The organism is Halalkalibacter nanhaiisediminis (assembly GCF_007830185.1).
Lineage (GTDB): Bacteria > Bacillota > Bacilli > Bacillales > Bacillaceae_D > Halalkalibacter > Halalkalibacter nanhaiisediminis.
In genome coordinates, this window is sequence record NZ_VLKZ01000004.1 from 188,650 (window position 1) to 210,391 (window position 21,742).

The 21,742-nt window shown below is 39.1% G+C and carries 21 protein-coding genes and 1 riboswitch; of the genes, 19 read left to right on the plus strand and 2 right to left on the minus strand.

The features are described from left to right. Window positions 1-17 precede the first annotated feature (17 nt). From IQ10_RS08430 to IQ10_RS08465, 8 genes are all read left to right on the plus strand, one after another. Window positions 18-1,703, plus strand: coding sequence for a long-chain-fatty-acid--CoA ligase (locus IQ10_RS08430; RefSeq protein WP_144450264.1), 1,686 nt, complete (start codon window positions 18-20; stop codon window positions 1,701-1,703). A gap of 85 nt (window positions 1,704-1,788) precedes the next feature. Continuing rightward, a complete protein-coding gene (gene fadR / locus IQ10_RS08435; RefSeq protein WP_158640015.1) occupies window positions 1,789-2,373 on the plus strand; it encodes a fatty acid metabolism transcriptional regulator FadR in 585 nt (194 codons plus the stop codon). A 25-nt stretch (window positions 2,374-2,398) separates the two neighbouring features. Further along, on the plus strand, window positions 2,399-3,172 hold the full coding sequence (locus IQ10_RS08440; RefSeq protein WP_199757404.1) for an enoyl-CoA hydratase: 774 nt from the start codon (window positions 2,399-2,401) through the stop codon (window positions 3,170-3,172). Window positions 3,173-3,199: 27 nt separating this feature from the next. Beyond that, complete coding sequence (locus IQ10_RS08445) at window positions 3,200-3,970, plus strand: electron transfer flavoprotein subunit beta/FixA family protein (RefSeq protein WP_144450055.1); 771 nt, start codon at window positions 3,200-3,202, stop codon at window positions 3,968-3,970. 15 nt (window positions 3,971-3,985) lie between these two features. After that, window positions 3,986-4,963 (plus strand): electron transfer flavoprotein subunit alpha/FixB family protein, encoded by a 978-nt coding sequence (locus IQ10_RS08450; protein WP_144450056.1) that lies wholly within the window; start codon window positions 3,986-3,988, stop codon window positions 4,961-4,963. Window positions 4,964-5,170: 207 nt separating this feature from the next. Continuing rightward, window positions 5,171-5,485: a thioredoxin gene (gene trxA, locus IQ10_RS08455; RefSeq protein WP_144450057.1), complete on the plus strand. Its 315-nt coding sequence runs from the start codon at window positions 5,171-5,173 to the stop codon at window positions 5,483-5,485. A gap of 215 nt (window positions 5,486-5,700) precedes the next feature. Then, window positions 5,701-7,476, plus strand: coding sequence for an excinuclease ABC subunit UvrC (gene uvrC / locus IQ10_RS08460; RefSeq protein WP_144450058.1), 1,776 nt, complete (start codon window positions 5,701-5,703; stop codon window positions 7,474-7,476). Window positions 7,477-7,548: 72 nt separating this feature from the next. Further along, window positions 7,549-7,737: riboswitch (Lysine riboswitch) on the plus strand. A gap of 117 nt (window positions 7,738-7,854) precedes the next feature. Beyond that, window positions 7,855-9,087, plus strand: coding sequence for an aspartate kinase (locus IQ10_RS08465; protein ID WP_144450059.1), 1,233 nt, complete (start codon window positions 7,855-7,857; stop codon window positions 9,085-9,087). A 125-nt stretch (window positions 9,088-9,212) separates the two neighbouring features. On the opposite strand, the gene IQ10_RS08470 is transcribed toward IQ10_RS08465, so the two are convergent. Beyond that, window positions 9,213-9,608: a YslB family protein gene (locus tag IQ10_RS08470; protein WP_144450060.1), complete on the minus strand. Its 396-nt coding sequence runs from the start codon at window positions 9,606-9,608 to the stop codon at window positions 9,213-9,215. Between the two features lie 176 nt (window positions 9,609-9,784). On the opposite strand from IQ10_RS08470, the gene IQ10_RS08475 reads away from it, so the two are divergent. From IQ10_RS08475 to IQ10_RS08495, 5 genes are all read left to right on the plus strand, one after another. Continuing rightward, the gene (locus IQ10_RS08475; RefSeq protein ID WP_144450061.1) at window positions 9,785-11,134 is read left to right on the plus strand and encodes a TrkH family potassium uptake protein; all 1,350 of its coding nucleotides are present in this window, start codon (window positions 9,785-9,787) and stop codon (window positions 11,132-11,134) included. 345 nt (window positions 11,135-11,479) lie between these two features. Beyond that, window positions 11,480-12,109, plus strand: coding sequence for a succinate dehydrogenase cytochrome b558 subunit (locus tag IQ10_RS08480; protein ID WP_144450062.1), 630 nt, complete (start codon window positions 11,480-11,482; stop codon window positions 12,107-12,109). 14 nt (window positions 12,110-12,123) lie between these two features. Next, the gene (sdhA, locus tag IQ10_RS08485; protein WP_144450063.1) at window positions 12,124-13,893 is read left to right on the plus strand and encodes a succinate dehydrogenase flavoprotein subunit; all 1,770 of its coding nucleotides are present in this window, start codon (window positions 12,124-12,126) and stop codon (window positions 13,891-13,893) included. Further along, window positions 13,890-14,639 (plus strand): succinate dehydrogenase iron-sulfur subunit, encoded by a 750-nt coding sequence (sdhB, locus tag IQ10_RS08490; RefSeq protein WP_144450064.1) that lies wholly within the window; start codon window positions 13,890-13,892, stop codon window positions 14,637-14,639. Before sdhA ends, sdhB begins: the two co-directional genes overlap by 4 nt. A 93-nt stretch (window positions 14,640-14,732) precedes the next feature. Next, a complete protein-coding gene (locus IQ10_RS08495; protein WP_144450065.1) occupies window positions 14,733-15,194 on the plus strand; it encodes an acyl-CoA thioesterase in 462 nt (153 codons plus the stop codon). A gap of 108 nt (window positions 15,195-15,302) precedes the next feature. On the opposite strand, the gene IQ10_RS08500 is transcribed toward IQ10_RS08495, so the two are convergent. Further along, window positions 15,303-15,527, minus strand: a complete 225-nt coding sequence (locus IQ10_RS08500) for a helix-turn-helix domain-containing protein (protein WP_144450066.1) — start codon at window positions 15,525-15,527, stop codon at window positions 15,303-15,305. 283 nt (window positions 15,528-15,810) lie between these two features. Between IQ10_RS08500 and IQ10_RS08505 the strand changes: the two genes are divergently transcribed. From IQ10_RS08505 to IQ10_RS08530, 6 genes are all read left to right on the plus strand, one after another. Beyond that, on the plus strand, window positions 15,811-16,653 hold the full coding sequence (locus tag IQ10_RS08505) for a PRD domain-containing protein (RefSeq protein ID WP_144450067.1): 843 nt from the start codon (window positions 15,811-15,813) through the stop codon (window positions 16,651-16,653). Window positions 16,654-16,936: 283 nt separating this feature from the next. After that, entirely contained in the window at window positions 16,937-17,200 is a 264-nt protein-coding gene (locus IQ10_RS08510) for a phosphocarrier protein HPr (protein WP_144450068.1), read from the plus strand. Continuing rightward, on the plus strand, window positions 17,200-18,918 hold the full coding sequence (gene ptsP, locus IQ10_RS08515; RefSeq protein WP_144450069.1) for a phosphoenolpyruvate--protein phosphotransferase: 1,719 nt from the start codon (window positions 17,200-17,202) through the stop codon (window positions 18,916-18,918). The genes IQ10_RS08510 and ptsP overlap by 1 nt, the downstream gene beginning before the upstream one ends. A gap of 239 nt (window positions 18,919-19,157) precedes the next feature. After that, window positions 19,158-19,601: a MarR family winged helix-turn-helix transcriptional regulator gene (locus IQ10_RS08520; protein WP_144450070.1), complete on the plus strand. Its 444-nt coding sequence runs from the start codon at window positions 19,158-19,160 to the stop codon at window positions 19,599-19,601. A gap of 36 nt (window positions 19,602-19,637) precedes the next feature. Beyond that, window positions 19,638-20,450 (plus strand): glutamate racemase, encoded by an 813-nt coding sequence (gene racE / locus IQ10_RS08525; protein WP_144450071.1) that lies wholly within the window; start codon window positions 19,638-19,640, stop codon window positions 20,448-20,450. Window positions 20,451-20,577: 127 nt separating this feature from the next. Continuing rightward, window positions 20,578-21,672, plus strand: coding sequence for a GerMN domain-containing protein (locus tag IQ10_RS08530; protein WP_144450072.1), 1,095 nt, complete (start codon window positions 20,578-20,580; stop codon window positions 21,670-21,672). Window positions 21,673-21,742: the final 70 nt, after the last annotated feature.

Sequence of the window (21,742 nt, forward strand, 5' to 3'; positions counted from 1 at the left end):
TTCAATTGATAACTGTCATGGAAAAGAAATGGGTAGAGCGTTACCATAAAGAAATTCCTGCTTCAATTGATTATCCGAAGCACGCGTTACACGAGTTGGTAGAGCAAGTTTCCGTGCGTTATCCTGATCATGTAGCACTAGAGTTTCTAGGAAAGTCGCTTACATATAAGGATTTTGACACAAAGGTTAGACGTTTGGCCAATCATTTGCAAGCCCTTGGTCTTCAAAAAGGGGACCGAGTTGCGATTATGCTTCCTAACTGTCCGCAAAGTGTGATCACATACTTTGCTACACTAATGGCTGGAGGGATTGTTGTACAGACGAATCCACTTTATGTGGAAAGAGAACTTGAGCATCAACTCGTAGACTCAGGAGCAAAAATGATTATTTGTTTAGATCTCTTGTTTCCAAGGGTCATGAAAGTGAAGCAAGCAACAAAACTTGAACACATCATTGTAACCGCTATCAAGGATTATTTGCCATTTCCTAAAAATTTATTTTATCCATTTATTCAAAAGAAAAATACAGGTCTATCAGTAAATATCATTTACAATGAAACGATTCATCGCTTTATGCCACTTGTTCAAACTGGCTCGGATAAACGAGCAGATGTTGAGGTGTCACCAGAAGATGTTGCTCTTTTGCAATATACAGGTGGGACGACAGGTTTGGCAAAAGGTGTGATGCTTACTCATCGAAATTTGGTTGCTAATACCATTCAGTGTAGGCATTGGATGTACAAAATGCATGACGGTCAGGAACGGACACTCGCTGTCTTACCTTTTTTTCACGTGTATGGTATGACTGTATCGATGAATTTGACCTTGTTAACAGGTAGTGCACTCCATATTTTGCCGCGCTTTGATGCAAAACAAGTGTTGAAATTGATTCATCAAAAGAAGATAACGATTTTTCCTGGTGCGCCAACAATGTACATTGGCTTAATTAACCATCCAAACATTAAGAATTACAATCTATCTTCTATCGAAGCGTGTATTAGCGGGTCTGCCTCTTTGCCAGCTGAAGTTCAACAGCGTTTTGAGGAGTTAACAGGTGGCAGGCTTGTAGAAGGTTATGGGTTAACGGAGGCAGCACCTGTTACTCATTGTAATTTATTGTGGGGAGAACACAGAAAGTCTAGTATTGGTCTGCCATGGCCTGATACAGAGGCGGTTATTTTATCACTGGAAACGGGTGAACGAGCTAAGGAAAGAGAGGTAGGGGAACTTGCGGTTCGTGGACCTCAAATTATGAAAGGCTACTGGAATAGACCTGAAGATACAAAGGCCACGATGCGAGATGGCTGGCTTCTTACAGGAGATATGGGCTATATGGATGAAGACGGCTATTTTTATATCGTTGATCGAAAAAAAGATATGATTATTGCTGGTGGATTCAACATTTATCCACGTGAAATTGAAGAAGTACTGTATAACCATCCAGACATTCAAGAAGCTGTAGCCATTGGCATTCCTGATGAGTATCGTGGTGAGACCGTGAAAGTGTTTGTTGTCAAAAAAGAAGGCTCAATACTTACAGAAGAGGAGCTTAATACGTATTGTCGGGCGAATCTAGCTGCTTATAAGGTTCCGCGCAAATATGAGTTTAGAGAAGAACTACCGAAAACAATTGTCGGCAAAATTTTAAAGCGAGTCTTAATAGAAGAAGAGAAACAAAAGAAAATCGAGCAGAAAACGAGTTAAAGAGAAGGTGATTGACAGTCTTGTTCTTTTTCACTAAAATAAGTGAAATGAATGAATAATCATTCAGTTCAAAGGAGAGACAGCGGTGGGAAAGAAAAAAGGACCAAAATACAACCAGATTATCGAAGCTGCGGTGACTATTATCGCAAAACACGGTTACCACCAAGCTCAAGTGTCAAAGATTGCAAAAGAAGCTGGCGTAGCTGATGGAACGATTTATCTATATTTCAAAAACAAAGAAGACATTTTAACTTCCTTGTTTGAAGAAAAAATGGGTAGCTTCGTTGGGAAAATTCGTGATCGCATAACAGATGATTTATCGATTGAAGAAAAATTACTTGTTTTAATAAGCATGCATTTTGAGCAATTGCAAGCGGATAAGCAGCTTGCAATTGTTACCCAACTCGAACTTCGTCAATCTAATACTGATCTTCGTTTGAAAATTAATGAAATTCTTAAAGGGTATCTAACCCTTATAGACGAATTACTAACAGAAGGGAAAGAGAAGCAATTCTTTAAGCCTAATCTGGATAATCGTCTTGCTCGTCAAATGATATTTGGTACAGTAGATGAGATTGTGACCAACTGGGTAATGAAGGATTGTAAGTACGATCTCTTAGCCTTAGCGAAACCAGTTCATCAAATGATACTTAGTGGATTTCGCGTCTAACTCAATAATGACGAGGAGTGAGAAAGTGGATCATTTACGTATAGCAGTTGAAGAGAAAGTAGGGACAATTACCCTGCAGAATCCTCCAGCAAATGTGTTAGCGAAAGCCCTTTTAAAAGAGCTCGATCAGGCATTAACAGAGCTTGAAAATGACAAAGACGTGCATGTGATTATTTTGCATGGCGAAGGTCGATTCTTTGCTGCGGGAGCAAATATTAAGGAATTTACCGAAGTGAAAGATGGTGCAGAATTCACTAAATTTGCTAGGGAAGGTCAACAACTATTAGATCGAATCGAATGCTTTCCAAAACCAATTATTGCAGCTATTCATGGTGCGGCTCTTGGCGGTGGATTAGAGCTAGCAATGGCTTGTCATATCCGTCTGGCAACCGAGGATGCTAAGCTTGGTTTACCAGAGCTGCAGCTTGGTCTCATTCCTGGTTTTTCGGGTAGTCAGCGACTCCCCCGCTATGTCGGAAAAGCAAAAGCGACAGAAATGCTTTTAACAAGTGAGCCAATTTCAGGTAAAGAAGCGAAAGAACTCGGTCTTGTTAATTCGATTCATTCTGAGCAAGCGCTCATCGAAGACGCCAAAGCACTAGCTAAAAAGATTGCCCAAAAAAGCACCATTACCGTTAAGATGACGCTTGAGCTCCTCCGTTACTATGATCCGACTACTCATACAGAAGGTTCAACTCGTGAAGCTGATATGTTTGGGCTCGCGTTTGATTCAGAAGATGGCAAGGAAGGCATACAAGCCTTTATCGAGAAACGCTCACCAAATTTTAAAAATCGATAAAATGATAAATCCATAGGAGGGACGAATATGAACATTTTTGTCATCATGAAACGTACGTTTGATACTGAGGAGAAGATTTCCATTAGTGGTGGTCGGATTGATGAGAGTGGTGCAGAATTTATCATTAATCCATATGATGAATATGCGATTGAAGAAGCGATTGTGCTGCGAGATGAGCATGGTGGTGAAGTAACGGTTGTGACTGTAGGAGAAGAAGAAGCCGAAAAAGAATTGCGTACAGCCCTTGCGATGGGAGCAGATAAAGCGGTACTCATTGATAGTGAGGAAATTGATGAGTTAGATCAGTTTACAACAGCAACGCTTCTTGCTACTTATCTAAAAGATCAAGAGTATGACATTATTCTTGGCGGAAACGTGGCCGTAGATGGAGGCTCTGGTCAGGTTGGGCCAAGAGTGGCTGAACTTTTAAGTATTCCGCAAGTGACAACGATTACAAAGCTTGAGGTAGCAGGTGGACAAGCGACGATTGTTCGAGATGTAGAAGGCGATCAAGAAACGGTTGAAGTCTCATTACCAGTACTTGTAACGGCACAGCAAGGATTAAATGAACCTCGTTATCCATCTTTACCAGGGATTATGAAGGCGAAAAAGAAGCCTTTAGATACGCTTGACTTAGATGATTTAGATTTAGACGAAGATGATGTAGAAGCAAAAACAACGACGTTGGAGATTTTCCTTCCGCCAGATAAGCAAGCAGGAAAGGTGTTAGAAGGCGAACCGGCTGAGCAAGTAAAAGAGCTTGTTTCTTTACTGAAATCTGAAGCGAAAGTCATTTAAATAGGAGGGATTATCATGGCGAAAAAAGTACTAGTTATTGGAGAAGTACGTGACGGAGAATTACGTAATGTATCATTTGAATCCATTTCAGCAGGGAAGACGATCGCTGATGGAGGAGAAGTAGTCGGTGTTCTTTTAGGTGAAAATGTAAGCGGTTTAGCTGATAGCTTGATTCACTACGGGGCTGATCGTGTGATTGTCGTCGATCATGCCGATTTAAAGAGCTATACGACAGATGCTTATCAACAAGCATTATTGCAAGTATTTGATACTGAAAGCCCTGAAGCGGTTATTATGGGACATACAGCGACAGGAAAGGATGTTTCACCACGTCTTGCGATGAAGCTAAATTCGGGATTAATTTCAGATGCGATTTCTGTTGAGGTTGACGGAGGAGAGCCTGTTTTTACTCGTCCAATCTATTCAGGAAAAGCATTTGAAAAGAAAAAAATAAATGAAGGTGTGATATTCGCAACAATTCGTCCAAATAATATTGCCCCACTTGAAGCAGATTCATCCCGTAGTGGAGATGTTCAGAAGGTAACCGTGGAGATTAAAGATTTGCGTACAACGATTCGTGATGTGGTTCGAAAAGCAACTGGCGGTGTTGATCTTTCTGAAGCAAAAGTGATTGTAGCTGGTGGACGAGGGGTAAAAAGCAAAGAAGGGTTTGAACCATTACAAGAGCTTGCTGATTTACTTGGCGGAGCTGTCGGAGCTTCTCGCGGGGCGTGTGATGCAGACTATTGCGATTATGCTTTGCAAATTGGGCAAACAGGTAAAGTGGTTACTCCAGACCTTTACTTTGCGATCGGAATATCTGGAGCGATTCAACACTTGGCAGGGATGTCGAACTCAAAAGTGATTGTAGCCATTAATAAAGATCCAGAAGCACCTATTTTTGAAGTAGCTGATTATGGAATCGTCGGTGATCTGTTTGAGATTGTTCCGATTTTGACAGAAGAACTTAAAAGTGCCTTAGTATCAAATTAATAAATACAATTTTTTTAACAAAGGGTCTGATGTGAGCTAGTCTGTGCACACTAGCGGTCAGCCCTTTTTGTTTCGTTTTTTTGTACTTTGGGTAGTCCTTTACAAGAAGGGTATAATAATTTTCGAGCAACTTAGTCGCCACTCGCGTCAGCGGATGGTATAATCATGATGAATCAAACTTGTAAAGTGATAAGGGAGGCTATTATTATGGCAATTGTTAATGTATCAGATCAAACATTTGCATCTGAAACAAGTGAAGGAGTTGTTCTTGCAGACTTCTGGGCACCTTGGTGTGGACCTTGTAAAATGATTGCACCTGTTTTAGAAGAGTTAGACTCAGAAATGGGCGATAAAGTGAAGATTGCGAAGCTAGACGTAGATGAAAATCAAGAAACTGCTGCTAAGTACAGCGTAATGAGTATTCCAACACTTCTTGTTTTCAAAGACGGAGAAGTCGTTGATCAAGTTGTTGGTTTCCAACCAAAAGAAGCACTAGCTGAGCTTTTAAACAAACATCTATAATCTCAAGCTTTATAGTCCACTTTCTCTTATGAGAAGGTGGACTTTTCTTCTAATCAGAAAGTTTAAAACCATGATAACTTTCTGATTAGAATAACAAAAGACTAAGGCTTTTGCTATGAAGAACGTGGCGAAAAGTCAAGTTTTTCTAATATGATTTTGTTCTAACTTGCATTTCTTTGTCTTCTCGCAAACAATAGATAGTGAGGTGGGAAGAGATGAGTCAATTAAAAGAGAAATTAGCGATCCTCCCTGACCAACCAGGATGTTATTTGATGAAGGATCGACAAGGAACTATTATTTATGTTGGTAAGGCAAAAGTATTAAAAAATCGAGTTCGCTCTTATTTCACTGGTTCTCATGATGGGAAAACCCAACGATTAGTTAGTGAGATCACTGATTTTGAATACATTGTTACATCATCCAATATCGAGGCGTTAATACTTGAACTCAATTTAATTAAAAAGCACGATCCGAAATACAACGTCATGCTTAAGGATGATAAAACATACCCTTATTTAAAAATTACCAATGAAGAACACCCTCGTTTGATTACAACACGTCAAGTAAAAAAAGACGGGGGGAAGTATTTTGGACCATACCCAAATGCGGGAGCCGCAGCAGAAACGAAAAAGCTACTTGATCGTCTTTATCCCCTGCGGAAATGCCGTACCCTTCCTGATAAAGTTTGTCTTTATTATCATATTGGGCAATGCTTAGCTCCTTGTGTGTATGAAGTCACAAAGGAACAAAATCAGGAAATGGTGCATGACATCACAAAATTTCTGCGATCAGGTCATGCTGAAATAAAAGAACAGCTAACAGAAAAAATGATGAAAGCGTCTGAGGAACTCAATTTTGAGCGAGCAAAAGAAATCCGAGATACGCTTCAACATATGGAAGCAGTTATGGAAAAACAAAAAATGACGATTAACGATCAAATAGATCGAGATGTCTTTGGCTTTGCTTATGATAAAGGGTGGATGTGCGTTCAAGTCTTTTTTATTCGCCAAGGAAAACTAATTGAACGTGATGTATCCATTTTTCCGTTTTATAAAGATCCACAAGAGGATTTACTAACGTTTATTGGGCAATTCTACTTGAAAAAAGAGCATATTAAGCCAAAGGAAGTTTTAGTGCCAGAACAAATTGATACTGAGCTTGTTGAACAATTACTTGGGGTAGGAACCTCGATACCAAAGAGAGGAAAGAAAAAAGAGCTAGTTGATTTGGCCAATCAAAATGCTGTGATGGCTCTTCGCGAAAAGTTTTCATTAATTGAACGTGATGAAGACAGAACGATTAAGGCGATTGAGCGACTTGGTCAAGCAATGGGCATTCATACACCATTCCGAATCGAGGCATTTGATAATTCAAATATTCAAGGTACAGATCCCGTTTCAGCAATGATAACATTTCTTGACGGCAAGCCAAGTAGAAAAGATTACCGCAAGTATAAGATCAAAACGGTAGAAGGGCCAGATGATTACGGCTCGATGCGTGAAGTGATCCGTCGCCGTTATCTTCGTCTACTAAAGGAGTCATTACCACTTCCTGATTTGATCGTGATAGATGGTGGGAAAGGACAAATAGCCGTTGCCCAAGAAGTGATTGAAGATGAGCTTGGGCTGTCCATTCCAGTCTGTGGTCTTGCCAAGGATGAAAAGCACAGAACTTCACAGCTGTTAATGGGTGATCCGCCAACAGTTATACCTTTAAAACGAGATAGTCATGAATTTTATCTTTTACAAAGAATTCAAGATGAAGTTCACCGTTTTGCGATTACATTCCATCGTCAAACACGCTCAAAAACATTTTTTCAATCCGTTCTTGATGACATTCCTGGTGTCGGCGAAAAGAGGAAGCGTCAGTTATTAAAACATTTTGGTTCTGTGAAAAATATGAAGGAAGCAACAGTCGATGATTTACAGAAGCTATCGATTCCCAAGAAAGTAGCGGAGGGAATAGTTGAAAAGTTAGGAGAAAAAGGATAATTTTCTTCTTGCGTGAATTAGCATCCTTTGTTAGAATGAAAACCAATTAAATATGCCGCACTTCATAAATGAAGTGATGGTAGAGGAGCGAAAACCATTAGTACAGTCTCGGAGGTTAATGAGGGCCTAAGAAGAGAAGAGAAAGGGGAATTCGCCGAAGTGTAAGAAAGGCTCATTTTTTCTTATGCTGGACCTATGTTGAAAAAGCATAGGGCTGTCACATACCTACACCCAGATGGTATGTGGAGAACTATCTCACGTGAGAGCAGGGAGCAGTGTGGTACCGGATTAGGTATGACAAGCAACAGTGAGGGGTTTTCCTTATTGTTGCTTTTTTGCATTCCTTCATGAACAGTGAGTCAGAGAGGATGAAGAAAATTGGCACGAATTGTACAGAAATATGGTGGAACATCGGTGGGCTCTGCCCAACGAATTGAACATGTTGCAGCAAGGATAGAGAAAGCAGTCGCACACGGGAATGAACTTGTTGTTGTTGTTTCAGCAATGGGCAAATCAACAGATGTACTTGTAGACTTAGCTAAGCAAATGACGGAAAGTCCAAGTAAGCGAGAGATGGATATGTTGCTTTCGACGGGGGAACAGGTAACAATCTCTTTGCTTGCCATGGCTCTACATAAACGTGGAATTGAGGCGATTTCCTTTACTGGTTGGCAAGCAGGGATCAAAACAGAAGAGAGTCACGGTAATGCGCGTATTTCAGACATTCAAACAGACCGAATGGAAGCTGAGCTTGGAAATGGAAAAGTTGTGATTGTAGCTGGCTTTCAAGGAGTCACACAAAGTGGTGAGATTACAACACTAGGTCGCGGGGGCTCTGATACGACGGCTGTAGCATTAGCTGCGGCGTTAAAAGCCAGTCGTTGTGAAATCTATACAGATGTTACAGGTGTATTTACGACTGACCCACGTTTTGTCAAACAAGCACGTAAACTACATTCGATTTCATATGATGAAATGTTAGAAATGGCCAATCTAGGAGCGGGAGTGTTACACCCACGCGCTGTTGAATTTGCAAAAAATTATGAGATCCCTCTCATGGTCGCATCAAGTATGGTTGATGAGCCTGGGACAATGATCGAGGAGGAAGTCACAATGGAACAAAATTTAGTTGTTCGCGGAATTGCTTTTGAAAATGATGTTACGAAAATAACGGTCGCTGGACTGCCAAACAAAATAGATGCGCTCTCAACTCTTTTTTCAACATTATCTAAAAATCAAATCAATGTTGATATTATTATCCAAAACCAATCGGATGATAAGCATGTCGATATCTCATTTTCTATTACGCAATCTTCTTTAAAAGAGACCATTGCCATTTTAGAAGAAGCAAAGTCAGAATTGGAGTTTAGTTCGATTCACTATGAGGAGGATCTCGCAAAGGTATCAATCATCGGTTCAGGTATGGTTTCAAACCCTGGTGTCGCAGCAAATATGTTTAATGTACTAGCGGAAAATGATATTTTCATTAAGATGGTTAGTACCTCAGAGATTAAAGTATCTGTCGTTGTAAAGGAAGAAGATATGGTTTTAGCTGTTGAGATGCTGCATCAAGCATTTCAATTAGCTGAGGAAGAAGCTGCGGTCGTTTAAGTCTAAACGAAACAAGCAGTCACACATTGTTGGATAGTGATAGATAGGGAATATTCCGATCTATCACTATCTTACTGTTAACTAAAAGTAAAAAGCAGCAAGAGGAAAGCTGCACCTTGCTAATATTATTCGGTTCGGTCATGACGATCTGATTCAACTGAAAAAAGAATAGAATCTTTTTTTACAGTGTATGTAGCTCCTGAGATCAAATTTAAAGAATGTTCTGCTTGTTGAGCTAGAAATCCTGCTTCTAATTGATAGCAACGTTCATCATGTTTACCCATCCACGGGCCCGTTAGTTCATATGTTCTTTCTTGTTTTTTTTCTTTTGTGAGCGTGAGAATTCCCCAGTTTGCTTTTTCAAAAAATGAAATGAGTTGCTCAGTTGTTTCAATTGGGTATTTGCGAGCAAGTGATTTGCCGATCCAATATAAAATAGAATCATGTTCTTTTCCTAAAATGTCCTTTAAGACATCATTTCGAATTAAATCATAACCAAATTGATTTGTCTCTTGATTCATGTTGATATAAACCTCTCCTTATTCGCGTGATTCAAGCTTTTCATAATTCTTAGCTTGTTCAAAGCGAAGTAGCTAAGTCTATTATAAAGAGTAAATGAGATTTTCTCTACCGCTTATAGCCTTGAATTTTTGAAAATGGTATACTAAGCGCGAATGCAAATGGAGGTATACCGTCAATGAAATATGGATTAAATCAATTTCTTTCTCCATTCCGAGTGATCCTCATTGCTTATGTGATTGCCATGGTAGTATTTAGCATCTTGCTTTATTTACCCATTTCACATCAGCAAGGAGTTGATGTTACATATTCTGAAGCGCTTTTTACATCTGTCAGTGCTGTAAGTGTGACAGGTTTAACAACTGTTAATATTTCAGAGACCTACAGCTATGTGGGGATTTTTTTTCTGGCGCTAGCAATTCAATTAGGCGGAATTGGAATTATGACGATGGGGACGTTCGTCTGGATGCTTTTCCGTAAAAAAATTAATCTTTCTCAACGTATGCTGATTATGGTCGACCAAAATCAATTTAAATTCTCTGGTCTTGTTAATCTTATGAGAGGTATTTTGATTGTGGCCTTGATTATAGAATTAATTGGCGCACTTATATTAGGTACATACTATATACGTTATTTTGATACCGTTGGAGAAGCGTATTACCATGGTATTTTTGCTGCACTAAGTGCTTTTACCAATGCTGGATTTGATGTGACGGGCGAGTCACTCATACCATTTTCGAATGATTATTATGTCCAGTTTGTCGTTATCTTACTTATTTTTGCTGGAGCAATTGGATTTCCTGTTTTACTTGAGCTAAGAGAATATTTTACTAAGAAAAATCCTAACTTTAAATTTAGTTTATTTACAAAAATCACAACGACTACCTATTTTACTGTTTTTGTGATTGGTGTTGTTGGTATCTGGGCATTAGAAGGTGGACATTATTATGTTGGTCTAGAATGGCATCAACAATTATTTTATTCATTGTTTAATTCTGCCACAACAAGAAGTGGCGGTCTTTCTATTATGGATGTTTCGGAGTTAAATAAAGCGACTTTGCTATTTATGTCTGCGTTGATGATTATTGGAGCAAGCCCTTCGAGTGTTGGTGGTGGTATCCGAACGACGACGATTGCGGTCATGTTCTTGACAATTCGTAGCTTTGCACTCGGAAAGGATGATGTGAAAGCATTTGGACGTGAAATTCATCCTGAGGACAAGCAAAAAGCATTTATTGTTCTATCTGTATTTATCGTTATGCTCTTTGCAGCTGTAACGTTAATTGTCGCGTTTGAAGAGGGAAACAATATTTCTATTATGGCGATTATTTTTGAAACGGCATCTGCTTTCGGAACATGTGGTCTTTCGATGGGGATAACACCAAATTTAACTGTTCCAAGTCAGGTTGTCTTAATGATTCTTATGTTTATCGGTCGCGTTGGATTAGTTGCCTTTCTTTTCTCAGTACGAAGACGGGAAACAAAAAGTCACTATAAATTCCCAACTGAGCGAATTATTATTGGATAAAAGTAAATTTTCCTTTTTACAGTGAATAAGACTTTGCGTCTCATCGTTTATATTAGCCAAAAATCGGTAATGGGACGCCGTCTAGTTCACATATTTTCATCGTATTAAGATATTTTAGAATCTTGAAAAGGTTGTATACGTTTTCTTGACTGAAATATCCGATGGGAGTACAATTAATTTGTCGGATTTTTTTCACAGAAACTTTGCAAAAGTTTCATAATTTAATTGATTTCCATATCTCGATGATTCGTGGTGGGGAGGTACAAGCTATAAGTAAAAAGAGAGAAGACAGACGCAAGCTTAGAAAATGGATAGGTTTAAAAACATTTGTGGGGGGAAAAAGGTATGGCTGGTAATCGAGAGTTTTTTAATCGTAAGTTACATTCATTACTTGGTGTCATTCCAGTTGGATTATTCTTAGTTCAACATTTGGTCGTTAACCATTTTGCAACACGTGGAGCGAGCGCTTTCAACCAAGCATCGCATTTTATGGAGAGCTTGCCTTTCCGTTACGCACTTGAAATTTTCATTATTTTTATACCATTACTGTATCATGCTATTTATGGTCTATATATCGCATTCCAAGCGAAAAACAATACAAGCCGTTATGGTTTCTTCCGTAACTGGATGTTTGTTCTTCAACGTATTTCTGGTGTGTTTCTTCTCATTTTTATCGCCTGGCATGTATGGGAAACAAGAATTGCAGCAGCATTCGGCGCCGAAGTTAATTATAATATGATGGCAGATATTTTGAGTAGTCCATTTATGCTAGTGTTTTACATTGCGGGGGTTATTGCAGCAACTTTCCACTTTGCTAATGGTCTTTGGTCATTCGCAGTTTCATGGGGAATCACTGTTACACCGCGCTCCCAGCAAATTTCAACATACGTGACATTGGCAGTTTTCTTTGCATTAACGTTTGTAGGTATCCGTGCGATCCTTGCATTTATTAATCCAGACTTAGCAAACATTTAAGGAGTGGGTCAAAAATGAGTAAAGGTAGAATTATTGTTGTCGGAGGCGGACTAGCTGGTCTGATGGCAACAATTAAAGCAGCAGAAAAAGGGGTACCTGTTGATCTCTTCTCTTTAGTTCCAGTTAAACGTTCACACTCAGTCTGTGCACAAGGTGGAATTAATGGAGCGGTTAATACAAAAGGGGAAGGCGATTCTCCATGGGAACACTTTGACGATACAGTATATGGTGGGGATTTCTTAGCGAATCAACCACCAGTAAAAGCAATGACAGAAGCAGCACCAGGAATTATTCACCTTATGGACCGTATGGGAGTTATGTTTAACCGTACACCTGAAGGACTTCTTGACTTCCGTCGTTTCGGTGGAACACAACATCATCGTACTGCGTTTGCAGGTGCAACTACTGGCCAACAGCTTCTTTATGCGTTAGATGAGCAAGTTCGTCGCCATGAAGTAAGTGGTCTTGTTACGAAATATGAAGGTTGGGAGTTCACTTCAGCAATTGTAGATGACGAGGGAACCTGTCGTGGAATTACGGCACAAGACTTGAAATCAGCTGAAATTCGTAGTTTCCCAGCAGATGCTGTTATTATGGCAACGGGTGGGCCAGGAATTATTTTTGGTAAGTCAACGAATTCTGTCATCAATACGGGATATGCGGCTGCAAAGCTATATAAACAAGGAGTTCATTATGCTAATGGTGAATTCATTCAAATTCACCCAACAGCCATCCCAGGAGACGATAAATTACGTCTTATGAGTGAATCAGCTCGTGGTGAAGGTGGACGTGTATGGACGTACAAAGATGGTAAACCATGGTACTTCCTAGAAGAGAAATATCCGGCTTATGGTAATCTTGTTCCTCGTGATATTGCGACACGTGAAATCTTTGACGTCTGTGTTGAGCAAAAGCTTGGAATTAATGGAGAGAACATGGTCTATCTTGATTTATCTCATAAGGATCCAAAAGAGCTTGATATTAAGCTTGGTGGAATCATTGAAATTTATGAGAAGTTCATGGGTGATGACCCACGTAAAGTTCCGATGAAAATCTTCCCAGCTGTTCATTACTCAATGGGTGGTATGTGGATTGATTATGATCAAATGACAAATATCCCTGGTTTGTTTGCTGCTGGTGAGTGTGATTATTCTCAGCATGGTGGAAATAGACTTGGTGCAAACTCACTTCTTTCAGCGATTTATGGTGGTATGGTAGCTGGTCCAAAAGCAGTTGAATATATGAATGGTCTAGAAAAATCTACTGATGCAATGTCATCACAGCTATTTGAAAATGAAGTGAAGAAAGAACAAGAAGCATACAATAATATCATGAGTATGGACGGAAAAGAGAATGCTTATATTCTTCATAAGGAGCTAGGTGAATGGATGACTGATAACGTAACAGTTGTTCGTTACAATGATAAGCTTCTTAGGACGGATGAAAAGATTCAAGAATTAATGGAACGTTACAATAACATTAACATTAATGATACAGCAAAATGGAGTAACCAAGGAGCTTCGTTCACTCGTCAATTAGACGGTATGTTAAACTTAGCGCGTGTTATCACATTAGGCGCATATAACCGTAATGAAAGCCGCGGAGCACATTATAAGCCAGATTTCCCTGAGCGTAATGATGAAGAGTTCTTAAAAACAACGATGGCTACGTTCAATCCAGCGAAAAACGGTCCTGACTTCACATATGAAGAAGTTGATACGTCGCTTATTAAGCCTCGTAAACGAGATTACTCACAAAAGAAGCAAGGAGCTGTTAAATCATGAGTGAAAAAACAATCAAATTTAAAGTGATGAGACAAGATGACCCAAACAGTACTCCTTATGAAGAAGAATTTGAGGTTCCATACCGTGCTAATATGAATGTCATCTCTGCTTTAATGGAATTCCGTCGTAATCCTGTCAATACAAAAGGAGAGTCAACAACTCCCATTGCATGGGATATGAACTGCCTTGAAGAAGTTTGTGGAGCATGCTCGATGGTTATTAATGGGAAACCACGTCAGTCATGTACAGCACTTGTTGATCAACTGGAACAACCAATCCGTCTTGAGCCAATGAAGACATTCCCAGTTGTTCGTGATTTAATGGTTGACCGTAGCCGCATGTTTGACTCACTCAAGAAAGTGAAGGCATGGATTCCAATTGATGGAACGTATGACCTTGGACCAGGACCGCGTATGGCGGAAACAAAGCGTCAATGGGCATATGAATTATCAAAGTGTATGACATGCGGAGTTTGTTTAGAAGCGTGTCCAAATGTCAATAGTAAATCAGAGTTCATTGGTCCTGCTCCTCTATCACAAGTACGCTTATTTAACGCTCATCCAACGGGTGAAATGAATAAAGCAGAACGCTTAGAGACGATTATGGGTGAGGGTGGTCTTGCAAATTGCGGGAACTCACAAAACTGTGTTCAATCTTGTCCTAAAGGGATTCCATTGACTACATCCATTGCTGCGTTAAATCGTTCAACAACATTACAATCATTTAAGAACTTCTTTGGTGCTTAATGAAAACTAGAGGGTCTGAGCCTAATTATTATAGGGTCAGGCCCTTTCTTTTAACGTTTTCTTCAAAATAACTATTATAGGATGTGAGAGTGTATGAAAGTTCCAGCATATATTACAGATATACAAGAATGGCAAAAATCTTTTCAGTTCTCAATTTCCATTCGTGTTCGTTTTTCCGAAACAGATGCTTTTGGTCATTTGAATAATACGAACGCTTTTGTTTATTTTGAACAAGCACGTACAGATTTTTATAAGTCTCTTGGATTTATGAAAAAATGGACAAACGAACAGGATGATTCAATGGTTGTGGTGGCGGATATGCAATGTGATTACTTACAACAGATTAAATTTGATGAAGAGCTTAAAGTTCAGGTGAAAGTTCATCGTCTTGGTCGTTCATCGGCCGACCTTCATTACGCAGCACAAAACGAAAAAGGAATTTTGTGTTTAACAGGAAGAGGAACTATTGTACAAATAAGCAAAGAATCAGGTCGCTCGCTCGCTTGGAATGAAGAAATGAGAGAGGTACTACTTACCCACACAATAGAAACATAAATGTATTTAGTAAAAATAAGATGCCGACGCTCTTGTCAGAAGAAAGTCGGCATCTTTTAATGGTTAAGACGACTAAAACATTGTGAGTAACGAAATGATGGAGGTGCTTTATATTTCAAGTTCTCCTAGTCGAATCAATTCAATAACTGCTTGAGAGCGCCCCTTTACTCCAAGCTTTTGCATCGTATTCGAGATATGATTTCGTACAGTTTTCTCACTTATGAAAAGCTGTTGTGCAATTTCTTTAGTTGTTTTGTCTTGGACAAGTAGTTCGAATACTTCGCGTTCCCTTTTCGTAAGTAAAGGTTTTGGTCCGAATTCTGCTCCTTTCAATGAGTTCACTCCTTCTTGCTCGGGCTGAGAGCGATGTGGGTACTCAAATCCCACGTTTTGAAGGGTTTTAGTCTCGATAGTATATGTGTAAATGAATTGACGTGTGTCACAACTAGCCTATCAAAGCAAGTGAAGAGTATACTTTTATGACTAGTAGTTGACGAAGTGAACATAAGTTCGCTAAGATAAAAGAAATTCGGTGTTGTTCACATGACATGAGCAACGCCAAGTACCCACTTTACGTGGGCAATGAGCGATTTTGTCAAATAGAGAGGGTGTCGTCATGTTTGACCAATATATCATTATGAAGATCTTGAATAACAATGTTGTGATTGCTAACGATCAAACTGGAGAAGAAGTTATTCTGATCGGAAAAGGGATTGGTTTTGGTCAAAGCAAGGGCGCGCTCATTAATCAAGCAGAGATTGATAAACTTTTTATTTTAGGGAACCCATTAGAACAAGAGCAGTATAAGCAACTGTTAACACTCGTAGATGAATCTTTCATTTCATTAATGGAAGATATTGTCGTCTATATTGTAGAAGAAAGCGGTAAGGCTCTTCATGAAAGAATTCACATTGCTCTTACTGATCATTTGCAATTTGCGATAAAAAGACTAGAGCAAGGGATTGATATCACAAACCCATTTTTAACGGAAACGGCTTTAATGTTCCCTGCAGAATATGAAATCGCAAGCAAAGTTGTCGACCGAGTAAATGATAGTCTTGGAGTTAAATTACCAGAATCTGAAATAGGATTTGTGGCTTTACATATTTATAGTGCACAATCGAATCGGTCGATTGCAGAGCTTGATGAGCATCCTCAGCTCGTTTTAGAGTTAGTTGAAATGATTGAATCAGGTTTTCAGTGTTCTATTGAAAGAAATAGTGTAACTTATATGAGACTTGTAACATTTCTTTGTGATGTCATTAATAGATTTAAAGAAAATCAGGCTGTTTCTTATTCAGAACAGTTAGCTAATCTATTGAAAGTCGAATTTCACTTATGCTATACTGTTACTGCTCAGATCGTAGAACGGCTTAATCAAACGTTCTTACGTTATTTTACAGTTGAACAACTACCAGACGTTGTCTTTTATATACGACGATTTTCTAAGCATCCATAATAGTTGCACTTAATTTACGTGTTACTGATTCGATCAGGCATGAGTAAGGAAGTGTATATGAGGTTCAGATGGGGTACTCTATACTTGTACATCATTTTGTTTTCATCATGTGCGTTTCTTTACTTGTGCCTGTTTTTTATTATGAATGTAATATGAATCGTTTTCAGCATAGTTAATACATGAAAAATAAGGCAACAAGATCAAAAGTTCATCGACTGTAGGGGTAAAGGTGATATTCACCTTTTGTTCATTAAATTTATTTGGAGAAAGAGGTAGATTTATTATGGCAGAAAAAACGTTCAAAATTACAGCAGAAACAGGAATTCACGCACGTCCAGCAACTCAACTTGTTAATAAAGCAGGTCAATATTCTTCTGAAATCACTCTTGAGTACAAAGGTAAGTCCGTTAACCTAAAATCTATTATGGGTGTCATGTCTCTTGGTGTTGGTCAAGGTGCTGAGGTAACAATCAAAGCTGAAGGTTCTGATGCAGATGATGCATTAAAAGCAATTGAAGATGTTATCAAAGAAGGGTTAGGAGAATAATGCAACAAAAATTAACAGGCATTGCAGCGTCATCAGGTGTTGCGATTGCAAAAGCTTTTGTTCATGCGGAACCAGATTTAACGATTGAATTACGCGAGATTCAAGATACAAATGCGGAAGTGAAGCGTCTAGAAGATGCTTTAGCCAAAGCAAAAGAAGAGCTTTCTGTTATTAAAGATAAAACAGAGGCAGAACTTGGTGCTGACAAAGCTGAGATTTTTGCTGCTCACTTACTTGTTCTTAGTGATCCAGAGCTTGTTGATACTGTTAAAGGAAAAATAACAGATGATAAGCAAAATGCAGAATATGCAATGAATGAAGTTTCATCAATGTTTATTTCGATGTTTGAAAACATGGACAATGAATATATGAAAGAACGTGCAGCAGATATTCGTGACGTATCCAAGCGTGTACTTGGTCACTTGCTTGGAGTGAAAGCGGGTTCACTTGCTACTATTTCAGAAGAGACGATCATTATTGCTGAAGACTTAACGCCTTCTGATACTGCTCAATTAAACCCTGTTTTTGTTAAAGGGTTTGCTACAGATATTGGTGGACGCACATCTCACTCGGCTATTATGTCTCGCTCACTGGAAATTCCAGCCGTTGTTGGAACAAAAGAAGTGACGTCTGTAATTGAAACAGGTATGACAGTTATTGTCGATGGTTTAGAAGGTCACGTGATCGTGAATCCTTCTGAAGAAGAAATTGCTTTCTATACGAAGAAACGTGAAGACTTTGCTAAGCAAAAGCAAGAGTGGGCGAAATTAGTCAATGAACAAACGACGACGAAGGACAGCCACCATGTTGAGCTCGCTGCTAATATTGGTACACCAAAGGATTTAGAGGGTGTTATTGATAATGGTGCAGAAGGTATTGGTCTTTACCGTACTGAGTTTCTTTATATGGGGAGAACAGAACTTCCAACTGAAGAAGAGCAGTTTGTTGCTTATAAAGAGGTTGTGGAGCGTATGGAAGGCAAGCCTGTCGTCATCCGTACACTTGATATCGGAGGGGACAAGGAGCTTCCTTATTTAGACCTTCCGAAAGAAATGAATCCATTCTTAGGATTCCGAGCAATTCGTCTTTGCTTAGAAGAACAAGATATATTCCGTACACAATTAAGAGCATTGCTTCGTGCAAGTGCATTTGGGAACTTGAAGATCATGTTCCCGATGATTGCGACTCTTGATGAGTTCCGCCAAGCCAAAGCGATTCTTTTAGAAGAAAAGGACAAGCTTGTCGCAGATGGTATATCTGTATCAGATGAAATTGAAATTGGAATGATGGTTGAAATTCCATCAACAGCAGTAGCTGCAGATCTCTTTGCTAAGGAAGTTGATTTCTTCAGTATTGGGACAAATGATTTAATCCAATACACAATGGCTGCAGACCGTATGAATGAACAAGTTTCTTACTTGTACCAACCTTATCATCCAGCTATTTTACGCCTTGTGAAAATGGTAATTGATGCCGCTCATAAAGAAGGAAAATGGGCAGGTATGTGTGGTGAGATGGCTGGAGATGAAATCGCGATCCCTCTTCTTCTTGGTCTTGGATTAGATGAGTTTAGTATGAGTGCGACATCGATCTTACCAGCTCGTAGCCAATTGCTAAAATTGTCTAAAGAAGAACTTGAAACATTTGCGAAAGACATGCTTTATTTAGATACGGCAGATGAAGTAGAACAACGTGTAAGAGAAGCTTTTCTAAAATAAAATGAAGCATGGGTGACTCAACCTTAAAGCATGATCAGCAAGCTATGTTTAATACTCGCATAGTGAACTGAAGCTTTAACAAAATGGGTCACCCTTTTTATTGTAAGGAAAAATGAAGTCTACGAAATTGTTACAGGTTGTTAATAAATCAGGTTAGTCTCTTGCTTTTCCCTAAGAAAACAGCGACAATAATGAAAGATAGCTTACTTTAATAAGCTAGGATATGGAGGTGCGTAAAGATGGACCATCGCCAAGTTGAACAAATTGAACGTTCATTAAGAAGAGTGTCAGACATGGTAAAGCAAAAGGGGCGAGAAATCTTGACGCAATTTCCTATTACCCCACCACAATTTGTTGCACTGCAATGGTTGAATGAATTTGGTGATATGACAATAGGCGAGCTTTCAACAAAAATGTATTTAGCTTGTAGCACCACTACAGACCTTGTTGATCGAATGGAAAATAATGAGCTTGTTGAAAGAGTAAAAGATAAAAATGACCGTCGTGTTGTACGCATTCATTTGTTAGATAAAGGACAGACCATTATCGAGGAAGTCATTAAAAAGCGACAAGAATATTTAGAAGGAATTTTAACAGATTTTTCACAAGAGGAAGTAGATTTCCTTGAGAAAAGCTTACAAGTTCTTCATGATGAAATGAAGGCGACGAAAGTAAGCCAGTAGTTCTACTAGTACTGTATAGAAATTGAGGGAAGATTGTTGGATAGACCAATTGGAGTTATTGATTCTGGTTTAGGTGGCTTAACAGTAGCAAAAGAGATCATGAGACAATTGCCAAAAGAAGAGATTGTCTATATTGGTGACTCTGCGCGCTGTCCATACGGCCCTAGAACACCAAAAGAAGTTCGCAAATTTACATGGGAAATGATTCATCGTCTTCTTGAAGAGAAGATGAAAATGCTTGTTATTGCTTGTAATACAGCTGCTGCTGTTGTTCTTGAAGAAGTAAAAGAAGAGTTAACAATACCTGTTGTAGGTGTTGTTCACCCTGGTGCTATTAGCGCATTAAAGGCCACAAAACGAGATCACGTTGCAGTTATTGGAACGACGGGGACGATTTCTAGTAGAGCCTATGAGAAAGCATTAAAAGATATTAATAGTGATGTGAAAGTTGATAGTCTTGCTTGTCCTCCTTTTGTTCCTTTAGTAGAGCGAGGTGTTTTTGAAGGAGAAGAGGCCAAAAAAGTCGTTGATGAAGTATTAAAGCCGCTTGATGACCGTGATTTTGATACACTTATTTTAGGATGCACCCATTACCCACTTCTTCGTGAAGTAATTAGTAAGCGTGTGGGGAAGGGGATTGAATTGATTTCATCTGGTGATGAAACAGCAAGAGAAGTTAGTAGTCTTTTATATCATAAGAATCTCCTTTTTACAGATGATCGAATTCCGCGTCACCGCTTTTATACAACTGGAGATGCCGAGCGCTTTAAAAAGTTGGCTGATCAGTGGCTAGAAATGAATGTTGGTCGTGTAGAAACCATTACATTAGGTCAAGAGAAAATGATTTAAACGAATTTGCCTAGAGTCTATGACTCAGGCTTTTTTTTTATTTTATTAATAAATTGGATAAAAAGATGGTCTATTCTCCTTGGAGGCTCGTATACATGTAGTACAAACCACCTTAGGAGGGAAAATAATGCGGAAAGTGTTACGAAAAGGGGTTCCCGTTCTTGTGCTATCACTGCTTACAATGACTGCTTGTTCATTTGGTTCAAATGAAGCGATGAATGAGATGGATACACCGCCAGTGAATTACGTAGATGAAGAGGAGTCGATTGATTTAGAAGAGGTTCCACTTCCAGGTGAGGAAGTACCTAAAGAAGAAGTGCCTGGTGAAGGTGCTGTTGAAGGAGAAGCTACAGTAGAAACTGTTCAGCGTGAACTTTACTTAATCGATTCAAATGGTCTTGTTGTTCCGCAAACATTGGCACTGCCCAAAACAGACGGTGTGCTTAAACAATCACTTGAATATTTAGTTGAGGGAGGACCAGTCAGTCAGATCCTACCAAATGGTTTTCAGGCTGTATTACCTGCTGGTACGACGGTCGATGTAAACTTAACAGAGGATGGAATGGCGATCGCAGATTTTTCAAATGAATTTAAAGAGTACAATCCAAGCCATGAGAAACAAATTTTACAAGCCATTACGTGGACGCTAACTCAATTTGAAAATGTAAACAAGGTTCAAATTCGTATTAACGGATACGAACAAGAGATGATGCCTGTAAATGGAACACCTATTGGAGAAGGTGTAAGTCGGGCGGACGGGATTAATATTGAGGCTGATTCTGTAACGGATGTTGTAAATAGTGAAGGGGTTACCCTTTACTTTCTTGCCCAAAATGGGGACAACACCTATTATGTACCAGTAACACGTCGCGTTTCTTTAGGAGAGGAATCGTTAGCAGTTGCTGTTAACGAGTTGATAAAAGGTCCTTCTCATCAATCGCAGCTCTTAACTGATTTTCGTCAAGGAGTCGCGTTATTAGAGAAACCAACAAGCGAAAATGGTATTGTAACACTCAATTTCAATGAATCGATTTTAAGTCAGCTTCAAGCGACGGCTGTTTCCGAAGAAGTGATAAATATGCTGGCACTTACTTTAACAGAACAAGAGGGGATTGAAAAAGTATCGATTGAAGTCAACGGTGAAGCGAATGTTTTAACTGAATCAGGTCAGGTTGCTGAGCCTGTATCAAGACCAAATGTTGTAAATACAGGGACTTATTAAATGATGGGGATTGGACTAAGTTAGTGAAATTCTTTATACTTATATAGAACGTGTAAAAAGGAGGAGCATG